The sequence below is a fragment of the Streptomyces sp. NPDC047971 genome (assembly GCF_040653355.1).
GTDB lineage: Bacteria > Actinomycetota > Actinomycetes > Streptomycetales > Streptomycetaceae > Streptomyces.
In genome coordinates, this window is record NZ_JBEZNW010000021.1 from 81,029 (window position 1) to 92,965 (window position 11,937).

Below are 11,937 nucleotides of genomic sequence, written 5' to 3' on the forward strand. Positions count from 1 at the left end.
ATGGCTCAAGTCGAACGGCAGCAGTGGGACGTGGTCGTCGTCGGCGCGGGCGGTGCCGGGCTGCGTGCCGCGATCGAGGCGCGCGAGCGGGGCGCCCGTACGGCCGTGATCTGCAAGTCGCTCTTCGGCAAGGCGCACACGGTGATGGCCGAGGGCGGCATCGCCGCGTCGATGGCCAACGCCAACCCGCACGACACGTGGCAGGTCCACTTCCGCGACACCATGCGCGGCGGGAAGTTCCTCAACCAGTGGCGGATGGCGGAGCTGCACGCGCGCGAGGCCCCGGACCGGGTCTGGGAGCTGGAGGCGTGGGGCGCCCTCTTCGACCGGACGCCGGACGGCCGGATCTCCCAGCGCAACTTCGGCGGCCACGAGTACCCGCGGCTCGCCCACGTCGGCGACCGGACGGGTCTGGAACTGATCCGCACCCTCCAGCAGAAGACGGTCGCGCTCCAGCAGGAGGACTTCCGGGAGACCGGCTCCTACGAGTCGCGGCTGAAGGTCTTCCAGGAGTGCACGGTCACCCGGATCCTGAAGGACGAGGACGGACGGGTCGGCGGTGTCTTCTGCTACGAGCGGGAGACCGGGCGCTTCTTCGTCATGGAGGCGCCGGCCGTGGTCCTGGCCACGGGCGGGATCGGCAAGTCCTTCAAGGTGACCTCGAACTCCTGGGAGTACACCGGTGACGGCCACGCGCTCGCACTGCTCGCCGGTGCCCCGCTGGTGAACATGGAGTTCGTGCAGTTCCACCCCACCGGGATGGTCTGGCCGCCGTCCGTGAAGGGGATCCTGGTCACCGAGTCCGTGCGCGGGGACGGCGGCGTGCTCCGCAACTCCGAGGGCGAGCGGTTCATGTTCGACTACGTCCCCGACGTCTTCAAGGAGAAGTACGCGCAGACGGAGGAGGAGGGCGACCGCTGGTACGAGGACCCGGACAACAACCGGCGCCCGCCGGAGCTGCTGCCGCGCGACGAGGTGGCGCGGGCCATCAACGCCGAGGTGAAGGCGGGGCGCGGCTCTCCGCACGGCGGGGTGTTCCTCGACGTGTCGACCCGGATGCCGGCCGAGGTGATCAAGCGGCGGCTTCCGTCGATGTACCACCAGTTCAAGGAGCTGGCGGACGTGGACATCACGGCGGAGGCGATGGAGGTCGGGCCGACCTGCCACTACGTGATGGGCGGCATCGCGGTCGACTCGGACACCGCGGCGACGGTGGGGGTCCCGGGGCTCTTCGCCGCGGGAGAGGTCGCGGGCGGGATGCACGGCTCCAACCGGCTGGGCGGCAACTCCCTCTCCGACCTGCTGGTCTTCGGCCGGCGTGCGGGCTGGCACGCGGCGGAGTACGCGGCGGGCGCCGCGCGCGCGGGCGTCTCCGACGCCGGGGTCGAGGCGGCGGCCGCCGAGGCGCTGGCGCCGTTCGGCGCGGCGGAGGAGCCCTCCGCCGAGAACCCGTACACCCTCCACCAGGAGCTCCAGCAGACGATGAACGACCTCGTCGGCATCATCAGGCGGGAGGGAGAGATGGCGGAGGCCCTGGAGCGGATCTCCGAGCTGCGGGTCCGCGCGCGCAGGGCCGGGGTCGAGGGGCACCGGCAGTTCAACCCCGGCTGGCACCTCGCGCTCGACCTCCGGAACATGCTGCTGGTGAGCGAGTGCGTGGCGCGGGCGGCGCTGGAGCGGACCGAGAGCCGGGGCGGGCACACGCGGGAGGACTGTCCGTCGATGGAGCGGACATGGCGCCCGGTGAATCTGCTGTGCCACCCGACGGAGGACGGCGGAATCGGTCTTGAGCGGACGCGCACCGAGGCGATCCGTGCGGATCTGCTCGCGCTGTTCGAGAAGGAGGAGCTGGTCAAGTACCTCGCCGAGGAGGAGCTGTACGAGTGAGTACCTATGACGCGCACTTCAGGGTGTGGCGAGGCGACACCGACGGCGGAGACCTCACGGACTTCACGGTCGAGGTGCACGACGGGGAGGTGGTGCTCGACATCATCCACCGGCTGCAGGCCACCCAGGCTCCGGACCTCGCCGTGCGCTGGAACTGCAAGGCGGGCAAGTGCGGTTCGTGCTCGGCAGAGATCAACGGCCGGCCGCGCCTGATGTGCATGACCAGGATGTCGACCTTCGACCGCGCCGAGACCCTCACGATCACCCCGCTGCGGGCGTTCCCGGTCGTACGGGACCTGGTGACGGACGTGTCCTTCAACTACACGAAGGCCCGGGAGATCCCGGCCTTCGTGCCGCCGGAGGGGCTCGCCCCGGGCGAGTACCGGATGCGGCAGATGGATGTGGAGCGCTCGCAGGAGTTCCGCAAGTGCATCGAGTGCTTCCTGTGCCAGGACACCTGCCATGTGGTGCGGGACCACGAGGAGAACAAGGCGGCCTTCGCCGGCCCGCGTTTCCTGATGCGGGTGGCCGAGCTGGACATGCACCCCCTGGACGCCGCCGAGGAGGCGGGTCTCGACCGCAGGCGGACCGCCCAGGAGGACCACGGGCTCGGGTACTGCAACATCACCAAGTGCTGTACGGAGGTGTGCCCGGAGGGCATCAGGATCACCGACAACGCGCTGATCCCGCTGAAGGAGCGGGTCGTGGACCGCACGTACGACCCGCTGGTCTGGCTCGGGAACAAGATCCGCCGCCGGGAGGCGTAGGAGCCCCTCGGGTCAGTGCCAGTCGGCCCGGTAGGCGGCCCAGTCCTCCTCCTTGGCGGCGAAGTCGACGTAGAGCGCGACGCCGAAGCGCTCGCGGTCGTGGTCCGTGCGCCCCAGGCCCAGCCGGGTGCCGCGGATCGCGGCCGCGACGGTCTCCGCCGAGTCGTGGTGGCCGAGGTCGTCCTCGTGGAAGAACGGCAGCCCCATGAGGAGGTCGGTGTCCTCGGGCGTGACCTCCAGGGCCAGGCTGGTCTGCTGGGCGACGTAGCCGCCGTACAGCCCCTCCAGCGGCATCCAGGTGTCGTACGACATGACGGCGATCTGGTCGACCCGGCGGGCGACCTGTCCGAAGAACTCCTGCGACCACCACTTCTCGCTGCCGCTGACGGCGCCGTTGACCGAGTGCAGGCCGGGCAGCGGATCGATCTGGTGGGCGGCGACGGAGAGCGGGACCTTGCGCGACTCGGTCAGCCGGCCCAGGTCGTCGAGGAGCGACAGGTAGTTCGCGTCGTCCGAGAGCAGGGGCTCCAGGTCGAAGTGGACCCCGTCGAAGCCGGCGTCGAGGATCTGCCGGGCCGAACCCACCACGGCCGCGCGCGAGGCGGCGTCCTCCAGGCGCAGCCCCTCGGGACCCTCGGTGGCCAGGATGTCGCCCAGCCAGGCGTGCACCCGTATGCCGGGCATGGTGCGGTGGACGCTCTCGATCAGCCAGGCGGCCCGGGGGTACCGGGCCGCGGGGAGCGTTCCGTCGTGCTCCAGCGGACCCGCGTGCACGTACAGGTCGCGTATCCCCGTGCCCTTGATGCGGGCGGCGAACGCCGCGAGGTCGGCGTCCTTCTTGCGGCCGTCCACCCAGGCGTGGCCCAGCCAGATGGCGTCCTTGCCGCGGGACTTCGTCCCGTCACGGAGGTCGCCCGTGTAATTGACCCGCAGGGCGACCGCGCTGCCGGCGAGCGGCAGCACCAGGAGCAGGACCAGTCCGAGGGCGACCCAGCGCCCCCGCCGCCACCAGCCTCGTACGCGTCCGTTCATGCGTGCCCCCCAAGATCGCCGGCCATCGGTTCACCACCCTAGGGGCGGCTACCGACAGTGACGCTCGGGGCCGAGGATCGGGTTCCGCCCGGTCGCGGGTGAACAGATCGGGACATAGCCTCCCCATGTGACACGAACAGCCACCCGATTCCTCCTCGCGGTGCTGGTGGCGGCGTGGTGGCTGACCGTGCCCGCCGTGCACGACGCCCGCGCCGAAGACCCCGTCGTCCTGTCCCGCACGGGTCAGATCACGGACACGGTCGGGGCGCTGGGAGACCGACGCGGCGCGGTCGCCCAGGCACTCGACCGGCTCTACGACGAGCGGCGGATGCAGCTCTTCGTCGTCTACGTCCGGGACTTCTCCGGGCGTTCGGGCCAGAGCTGGGCCGACGCGACGGCCGAGCGCAACGGCCTCGGCATCGACGACCTGCTCCTCGCCGTGGCCACGCACGACCGGCAGTACGGCTACTCGGCGGACCCCGCCTCCGGCCTCACCCCGGCGCAGCTCGACGACGTGGCGCGGACCGCGATCGAGCCCGCGCTGCGGGAGAACGACTGGGCCGGGGCCGCGATCGGGGCGGCGAACGGCTACGGGGCCGTACTCGCCGGACAGCCCGTCCCCACGCCGACCATCACCCCCGGTGAGCCCGATCCCGGCGGCGGCGCGGACGAGGGCACCTCGGGGACGGACCTCGTCCTGCCCGTCGTCCTGGTCGGCGGGGCCGGGGCCGTCGCCGCCTACGCCTGGACCAGGCGCCGCCGGCGGGCCGCGGCCGGCAGCGTCCCGCCGCCCCGGACCGGGCAGGGCTGGGGCACTCCGAAGGAGCCCGCGGAGGTGCCGCTGGAGGAGCTGGACGGACGGGCCCGGCAGACCCTGGTCGCCACCGACGACGCCGTCCGCACGAGCCAGGAGGAACTCGGCTTCGCGAGCGCCCAGTTCGGCGACGAGGCGGTACGGCAGTTCACGGAGGCCGTGGCCTTCGCGAAGGAGGAGCTGACGGCCGCGTTCCGGCTGCGGCAGAAGCTCGACGACGCCTTCCCGGAGGACGACGCGACCCGCCGCTCGATGCTCGACGAGATCATCAGACGCTGCGGCGAGGCCGACACCCGCCTCGACGCCGAGTCCGAGGACTTCGACCGGCTCCGGGCCCTGGAGCGCAACGCCCCCGAGGCGCTGGCCGCCGTGGAGGCGGCGTTCCGCGAACAGACCGGGCGGGTGGTCACGACGGAGGCGGCGCTGACCGCGATGCGGGAACGGTACGCCGATTCGGCGGCGTCGCCCGTCTCGGGCGCCGTCGAGCAGGCCAAGGACCGGCTGCTGTTCGCGACGACCAACCTGGACCGGGCCCGGCAGGAGATCGACGCGGGTGACAACGGCGCCGCCGCCGTCCGCATCCGGGCCGCCGAGGGAGCGGTCGACCAGGCGGCGCGGCTCAGCGAGGCCGTGGACCGGCGGGCGCGGGAGCTGGCCGAGGCCGTGGGCAAACTGCCGACCGCGCTCGCCGAGACGGAGGCGGACCTCGCCGACGCCCGCGGCCTGCTCCAGGGCACGGCAGAAGGGGTCTCCACCGCCGACCTCCAGGGCCGCATCGCCCGCGCGGAGTCCGTCGTCGCCGATGTGCGACGGCTGGTGGAGGCCGGCCGCCACGACCCGCTCGACGCCCTGCGCCGCGTCGAGGAGGCCGACGCGGCGCTCGACGAGGCGCTGGAGGGCGCGCGGGAGCGCGAGTCGGGCACGCGGCGCGCACGCGCGCTCCTCGATCAGGCGATGCTGACGGCCCGTTCCGCGATCGGGGCGGCGGCCGACTACGTCACGACGCATCGCGGGGCGGTCGGCAGCGAGGCCCGTACGCGGCTGGCCGAGGCCCAGCGGCGGCTGGCGAAGGCCGGGGAACTCGAAGCGGCCGACGACCCGCAGGCCGCGCTCGCCGAGGCCCAGCAGGCGGACGCGCTGGCCCGCCGGGCTCAGGACCTCGCCGAGCAGGACGTCCGCACGTACGGGAACCCGAACGGGATGGGCGGTGTAACAGGGGTGGGAGGTGGCGGCGGGCTCGGCGGTGCGGTGCTCGGCGGCATCATCCTCGGCGGATTGTTCGGCGGAGGTTCCGGCAGAGGCGGAGGGGGATTCGGTGGCGGCGGAGGGGGATTCGGTGGCGGCGGTTTCGGGGGCGGAGGTTTCGGCGGCGGGCCCGGCAGCTTCGGCGGCGGGGGCACACGCGGCCGGCTGGGCGGCGGCGGCCGCTTCTGACCATGTCACGCTCATCGCGTTCAAGGAGATCACGCATGTCGAAGCAGACGATCCTCGGTCGTGTCGCGCAGCTGGCGAAGGCCAACATCAACGCCCTTCTGGATCAGGCCGAGGACCCGCAGAAGATGCTGGACCAGCTGATCCGCGACTACACGAACAACATCGCGGAGGCGGAGGAGGCGGTGGCCGCGACGATCGGGAATCTGCGGCTGATGGAACAGGACCACCAGGAGGACGTCGAGGCCGCGAAGGAGTGGGGCGAGAAGGCGCTGGCCGCGAGCAGGAAGGGGGACGAGCTGCGGGCCGGCGGACAGGCGGCGGAGGCGGACCGGTTCGACAACCTGGCCAAGGTCGCGCTGGGACGCCAGCTCCAGTCCGAGAAGGAGGCGAGGACGGCCGAGCCGACGATCGCCTCGCAGACCGAGGTGGTGGACAAGCTCAAGTCCGGCCTGGACCAGATGAAGGCCAAGCTGAGCGAGCTCCGGACGAAGCGGGACGAGCTGGTGGCACGCGCCAAGTCCGCGCAGGCGCAGAACCGGATGATGGACGCGGTGAAGAACATCGACGTCCTGGACCCGACGAGCGAACTGAGCCGGTTCGAGGACAAGGTCCGGCGCGAGGAGGCCAGGGCGATGGGCAAGCAGGAGCTGGCCGCCTCCTCCCTGGACGCCCAGTTCGAGCAGTTGGACGCCCTCGGCGACAGCGCGGAGATCGAGGCCCGGCTTGCCGCGCTCAAGGGGTAGCGGCCGTCCTGCGGGCCCGGCGCGGAAGGCTCTCCGACCGGGCCCGGCGGGCCGTGAGGCGCTGGTCAGAACATGCTCAGCAGCTGCTCCACGGTCGGCTCCGCGGCGTCGTCGCCGTCCGGAAGCGGCAGTTCGAACCAGACCGTCTTGCCGCGCGGGGTGCGGCGCGAACCCCAGGCCGCGCTGAGCAGGCCGACCAGCTGCAGTCCGCGCCCGCCCTCGTCGGTGTCCCGGGCCCGGCGGCGCCTCGGCTGGACCAGGCCGGCGTCCCACACCTCGCAGACCAGGGTGCGGTCGCGCAGCAGCCGCAGCCGGATCTCGCCCTCGCCGTACCGCAGGGCGTTGGTGACCAGCTCGCTGACGAGCAGTTCGACGGTGTCCACCAGCGGTTCGAGGTCCCAGGCGGTGAGCTGGGCACGGGCCAGCTCGCGGGCCCGGCCGACCGAGCGGGGTTCCCTGGGCAGTCGCCAGTCCCCCACCGCGTCGCACGGCAGTCCCTGGATACGGGCCATCAGGAGGGCGATGTCGTCCTCGCCGTGCCCGGTGTCGAGGGTGTTCAGGACGCGGTCGCAGACGTCCTCGAGGGGGCGCGTCGCGTCGGTGAGCGCGTTGCGGAAGGCGCTCAGGCCCTCGTCGAGGGGGTGGTCGCGGGACTCGACGAGCCCGTCGGTGTAGAGGGCCAGCAGCGAACCCTCGGGCAGTTCGACCTCCACCTCCTCGAAGGGTTCGCCACCGACACCGAGCGGCATCCCCGGGGGCACGTCGAGCAGCATGGCCTTCTCGCCGGGTTCGACGAGGACCGGCGGCAGATGGCCCGCGTTGGCGAAGGTGCAGCGGCGGGTGACCGGGTCGTAGACGGCGTAGACGCAGGTGGCGAGGTAGACCTCGGAGAGTTCGGGTCCTCGGGCCTTGTGGGCGCGGGCGCCTTGCTGGACTCCGGCGGGGGTGCCGAGCCCACGGGCGATCTCGTCGAGGTGGGAGAGCACCTCGGCGGGTTCGAGGTCGAGCTGGGCGAGGGTGCGGACGGCGGTGCGCAGTTCGCCCATGGCGACGGCCGCGCGCAGGCCGCGGCCCATGACGTCGCCGATGACGAGTGCGGTGCGGTGGCCGGGCAGTTCGATCACGTCGAACCAGTCGCCGCCCACCTCGGTCGCCGTGGTGCCGGGGAGATAGCGGCAGGCGATGTCCAGTCCGGCGGCCTCGGGGTCGCCGGGCGGGAGGAGGCTGCGCTGGAGGATGAGGGCCCGCTCGTGCTCGCGGCGGTAGAGCCGGGCGTTGTCGATGCAGACCGCGGCGCGGGCCGCCAACTCGACGGCGAGGGCCCGGTCCCTCTCGCCGAAGGGCTCGCTGCCCTTGGCGCGGGAGAACTGCACCAGGCCCACGACGGTGTCATGGGCGACCATCGGGACCACGAGCGTGGAGTGGACGAGGCTGCCTTCGGCGCCCGGCACCGTCTTCACGCGTCCGGTGCGCAGCGCTCCGGCGCAGGGCGAGTTGAAGGGGTAGTGGTGGACGGAGCCGACCTCGACGGGTCCGGTGCCGCAACAGCCTCCGTCCGCTCCCGGACCCGCGGTCGCCTCGGTGGTGCGCAGCGGGGCGTCGGCGACGGCGCTGGCGAAGGCGACCCGCCGCAGTTCGGCGCTGCCCGCGCCGTAGCCCACGTCGTGGGAGCTGCCCCATCGCCCCGGCGGGGCCTCGTCCCCGGTGAGCAGCCCCTGGTAGAGGTCGACGGAGGCGAGGTCGCAGAAGCCGGGGACGGCGACGTCCAGCAGCTCGCGTGCGGTGGCCTCCAGGTCGAGGGAGTTGCCGATCCGGGCGCCGGCCTCGTTGAGGAGGGCGAGGTTGCGGCGGGCGCTCGCCGCCTCGCGGGCGGCGTTGTGGCGACGGGTCACGTCGATGCCGAGCCCGGCGACGCCGACGGGCCGTCCGGAGCCGCCGTGCACGCGGTAGAGGTTGATCGACCAGTGGCGGCGGTCGGTGGAGCCCGGGGGCGCGCCGACGATCTGGAGTTCGGTGACGGCCTCGCCGGTCTCCAGGACGCGCTGGAGCGCGGCGGTCATCCGCTCGGCCTCGGGGCGCGAGAGGTAGTCGTGGACGGTACGACCCCGGTGGTCGTCGGCCGAGCCGCCGAAGACGGCCGCGAAACGCTGGTTGGCCCGCTTCACGGTGAGATCGGTACCGAAGAGGAGAAAGCCGAAGGGCGATTGGCCGAAAATGGCCTGCGAGGCGGCGAGGTCGGTCTCGATGTGCCGCAGCGCCCGCACGTCGACGACGATGCACAGCGCGGCCCGCTCACCGGACGGCGTCTGGCTCGGCATGACGTACATCTCGGCGATCCCGTCACGGCGGGTCTGCCCCGGGATACGGAAGGGGACGAGGCCCGTCCATTCCTTGCCGTCGAGGATCTCCGCGACCCTGCGCCTGCCGCGCTCCCGCAGGTCGGGCGGCATGAACGCCTCAACCGGGTCCCTGCCCATCGCCTCCTCGGCGGGCACGCCGAAGAGATCGACGGCCCGACGGCTCCATTGGTCGACGAGCCCGTCGGGCCCTATCGAGAAGGAGGCGACCCTGATGTAGTCATAGATCGAGCCGGGCGGGCTGCTCTGCCACATGACGCCGCTCGCCGTCTCAGGTATCTCGCTCACGCGACCGTCCCCTCCAGCTCACCGCACCGGACCGGCCATGCCCGCAGTATTCAGCACTACGGCCCCCGACGGCACGACGTTCACGATCACAGGGTGGTCTCGTTCATTTCCGGCCGAGCCTTGGTGATCGTTGTCCCTCCCCGTCTTCTAACCCGGCAGGGCCAGCTCGAACCACACTGTCTTCCCCGTCCTGCCCTTACGGGTCCCCCAGCGCCGAGCAGAACAAGCCACGAGCTGCAGCCCGCGACCGCCCTCGTCATCGGGTCCGGCGGGGCGTTCGGTGGGGACATCCGGAAGGGGATCGGAGACTTCCACGAGAAGGGCGGGGTGGTGAGCGGCGTCGCCGCCGTCCGGCTGGACGTGCACGAGGCGGACGCCGATGGGGCCGGAGGCGTAGCGCAGGGAATTGGTCACCAGCTCGCTCACCAGGAGGACGGTCACGTCACCGATCGCGGAGTCGATCTCCCAGGTCCGAAGAGCGTCGCGCACGGCGTGGCGTGCGGTGCGCACGGCGTTGGCCTCCGCCGGGAAGGACCACTCGACGCAGTCGCCTTCGGTGTCGATCACGCCGAATCACTTCCCCAGCCCATCACCAGAAGGAAGGCCCACGTCCTATTTCGGGGGGTTAATCACCACATACCCGATATTCCTGGCGAGATATCGCAGGGATCAAACCCGTGCGCGCAGGGTGGTACGAACGGCGTAGGGCGTCAGCCGCGCACACCGTCCGCCGGGGCGGCCGGCAGTCGGCGCCCGGCCTCGGCGACGGCCGGCCTGTCCTGGTCGAGCCAGTCGACGGAGTCCAGCTCGTGCCGGGCGAGCCAGCGCAGTTCGTCGTGGTCCTCCAGCGGGCGCGGCTCTCCGGAGAGCAGCCGGGCGGTCCACACCTGGAGCACGTAGCCGGGCTTCAGCGGCCACTCGCCGGGGATGCGCTCCCCGGGCTCGGTCTCGACGCCGAGTTCTTCGCGCAATTCGCGGACCAGCGCTTCCTCCGCGCTCTCCCCCGGCTCCAGCTTGCCGCCGGGAAGCTCCCAGCGGCCTGCGAGTTCGGCGGGGGCGCTGCGGCGCGCGGCCAGCAGACGCCCCCGGTCGTACACGGCTCCGGCGACCACGACCACGTGGTCGGCCACGTGGTCGGTACGGCGATCTGTCATGGTCCGGAGCGTATCCCGCGTGGAGGTACGCCCAGGTCGAAGGCTCCCGGGAGGTCAGACCGCGGGCTGGCCGATGCGCTCGACCCAGTAGAGCTGCTTGTGTCCGCGGTCGTCGAGGCTGTCGGCGACCTTCTGGGCTTCGTCCTGCGTTGCGTATCGCCCGACGCGATAGCGGTTCCCGTTGTCGTCCTGCCGAATGACCAGCCAGGCCAGGACAGGGCCACTGTCGGTCATCGGGCTTCTCCCTCCGCCGGTCCGGTCGTCTCTAAGGATCTCCCTGAAATGGCAATCCGCATATGCCCGACCTTACGCCTGACCTTTACACAGCGGATACGGGTTTTCACAAAGAGGTACGGATCCGGCCGGGAATTGACGGAGGGAGGCCGAAGATCAGACCTCGGGACACGACTCGGGGCCCATCGGCATCACCGTCGGCACGGCTGTCTGCACGGCTGCGGTCACGGCTGTCGCACCGCTGCGGGCACGGCTGCCGACACGGGCGGGGCCCAGCCCAGCCCAGCCCCTCCGGACAGGACTCGACCCAGCCCCGCCCGCCCCCACCCGACACTCCTCCCCGTCCGCCGATGCCCCCCCACCCGACACTCCCTGCCCGTCGGTGCCCCCACCCGACACTCCCCGTCCGTCGGCGTCTCGCCGCTCGGCCCGGTGCGGTCAGCGCACCGGCAGGTGGTAGGCGATCCGGAAGCGGTCCGCGGGGACGACGACGTCGGCCGTCTCCACCGCCCGCCCCGAGGCGTAGTAGGTCCGCTCGACCACCATCACCACATGGCCCGGCACACCACCGAGCGCCAGCAGTTCCTCCGCGAGGCCCGGACGCGCGCCGACCTCCTCCACCACGTTGTCGACGACCACGTCGATCGCCGCCATCCGTTCGACGACCCCGCAGCCCCCCAACGGCCCCTCCTCGGGGAGCATCACGGGCGTCCGGCCGGTGACGGAGAGCGGCTCCCACGAGGTGGAGAGCATCATCGGTTCGCCCGCGTCCCGGTACACGTACCGCGTGCGCATCACGCGCTCGCCCGGCTCGACGCCGAGCCGCGCCGCCACGACGGCGCTCGCCTGCTCCTGCTCGCTGCTGGATTCCCAGGTGCCCCGCGCGCCGTCGGCCGCCTGCTCCTGTCTGAAGGGGTTGGCGCCGGACGGCGGCCGGTACCCGGAGCGGGCGATCCGACGCGGCACGGGCCGCTCCCGTACGTACGTCCCCGAGCCCGAGCGGCCCTCGACGAGCCCCTCGGCCATGAGCACCTTGCGGGCCTCCAGCGCCACGGTGTCCGAGACGCCGTACTCCTCGCGGATGCGCGCCTGCGAGGGGAGTCGGGTGTGCGGCGGCAGCGAGCCGTTGGCGATCTTCTTCCGGAGATCGCTCGCCACTCGCAGATAGGCGGGCTGCTCACCGAACGTCACTGGACACTCCCCTCAGGTTGACGGACAGCTACAGAG

General features: G+C 72.1%; 10 protein-coding genes. 4 read left to right on the plus strand and 6 right to left on the minus strand.

Features of this window, described 5'->3' with window-relative positions; translation table 11 throughout:
• On the plus strand, nucleotides 1-1,887 hold the full coding sequence (locus AB0D99_RS20855) for a fumarate reductase/succinate dehydrogenase flavoprotein subunit (RefSeq protein WP_362363936.1): 1,887 nt from the start codon (nucleotides 1-3) through the stop codon (nucleotides 1,885-1,887).
• Entirely contained in the window at nucleotides 1,884-2,654 is a 771-nt protein-coding gene (locus AB0D99_RS20860; RefSeq protein ID WP_362363939.1) for a succinate dehydrogenase/fumarate reductase iron-sulfur subunit, read from the plus strand. Before AB0D99_RS20855 ends, AB0D99_RS20860 begins: the two co-directional genes overlap by 4 nt.
• Before the next feature lie 12 nt (nucleotides 2,655-2,666).
• Here the strand turns inward: AB0D99_RS20860 and AB0D99_RS20865 are convergent, their stop codons facing one another.
• Nucleotides 2,667-3,686: a hypothetical protein gene (locus AB0D99_RS20865; RefSeq protein WP_362363942.1), complete on the minus strand. Its 1,020-nt coding sequence runs from the start codon at nucleotides 3,684-3,686 to the stop codon at nucleotides 2,667-2,669.
• Nucleotides 3,687-3,813: 127 nt separating this feature from the next.
• On the opposite strand from AB0D99_RS20865, the gene AB0D99_RS20870 reads away from it, so the two are divergent.
• On the plus strand, nucleotides 3,814-5,934 hold the full coding sequence (locus tag AB0D99_RS20870) for a TPM domain-containing protein (RefSeq protein WP_362363945.1): 2,121 nt from the start codon (nucleotides 3,814-3,816) through the stop codon (nucleotides 5,932-5,934).
• Between the two features lie 35 nt (nucleotides 5,935-5,969).
• Nucleotides 5,970-6,677 (plus strand): PspA/IM30 family protein, encoded by a 708-nt coding sequence (locus tag AB0D99_RS20875; RefSeq protein WP_362363948.1) that lies wholly within the window; start codon nucleotides 5,970-5,972, stop codon nucleotides 6,675-6,677.
• Nucleotides 6,678-6,742: 65 nt separating this feature from the next.
• On the opposite strand, the gene AB0D99_RS20880 is transcribed toward AB0D99_RS20875, so the two are convergent.
• The 5 genes from AB0D99_RS20880 to AB0D99_RS20900 form a co-directional block, all read right to left on the minus strand.
• Nucleotides 6,743-9,289, minus strand: coding sequence for a SpoIIE family protein phosphatase (locus AB0D99_RS20880; protein WP_362364069.1), 2,547 nt, complete (start codon nucleotides 9,287-9,289; stop codon nucleotides 6,743-6,745).
• Nucleotides 9,290-9,469: 180 nt separating this feature from the next.
• Nucleotides 9,470-9,889, minus strand: a complete 420-nt coding sequence (locus AB0D99_RS20885; protein ID WP_362363951.1) for an ATP-binding protein — start codon at nucleotides 9,887-9,889, stop codon at nucleotides 9,470-9,472.
• A gap of 143 nt (nucleotides 9,890-10,032) precedes the next feature.
• Nucleotides 10,033-10,476: a (deoxy)nucleoside triphosphate pyrophosphohydrolase gene (locus AB0D99_RS20890; RefSeq protein WP_362363954.1), complete on the minus strand. Its 444-nt coding sequence runs from the start codon at nucleotides 10,474-10,476 to the stop codon at nucleotides 10,033-10,035.
• 54 nt (nucleotides 10,477-10,530) lie between these two features.
• Nucleotides 10,531-10,710 (minus strand): SPOR domain-containing protein, encoded by a 180-nt coding sequence (locus AB0D99_RS20895; protein WP_362363957.1) that lies wholly within the window; start codon nucleotides 10,708-10,710, stop codon nucleotides 10,531-10,533.
• A 438-nt stretch (nucleotides 10,711-11,148) separates the two neighbouring features.
• Nucleotides 11,149-11,901, minus strand: coding sequence for a GntR family transcriptional regulator (locus AB0D99_RS20900; RefSeq protein ID WP_362363960.1), 753 nt, complete (start codon nucleotides 11,899-11,901; stop codon nucleotides 11,149-11,151).
• Nucleotides 11,902-11,937 lie beyond the last annotated feature (36 nt).

What these genes read in the sequence shown, in the direction of transcription:
- AB0D99_RS20855 (WP_362363936.1), top strand. Translation starts at nt 1, where the DNA reads ATGGCTCAAGTCGAACGGCAGCAGTGGGACGTGGTCGTCGTCGGCGCG.
- AB0D99_RS20865 (WP_362363942.1), bottom strand. Translation starts at nt 3,686, where the DNA reads ATGAACGGACGCGTACGAGGCTGGTGGCGGCGGGGGCGCTGGGTCGCC.
- AB0D99_RS20875 (WP_362363948.1), top strand. Translation starts at nt 5,970, where the DNA reads ATGTCGAAGCAGACGATCCTCGGTCGTGTCGCGCAGCTGGCGAAGGCC.
- AB0D99_RS20880 (WP_362364069.1), bottom strand. Translation starts at nt 9,289, where the DNA reads ATGTGGCAGAGCAGCCCGCCCGGCTCGATCTATGACTACATCAGGGTC.
- AB0D99_RS20890 (WP_362363954.1), bottom strand. Translation starts at nt 10,476, where the DNA reads ATGACAGATCGCCGTACCGACCACGTGGCCGACCACGTGGTCGTGGTC.
- AB0D99_RS20895 (WP_362363957.1), bottom strand. Translation starts at nt 10,710, where the DNA reads ATGACCGACAGTGGCCCTGTCCTGGCCTGGCTGGTCATTCGGCAGGAC.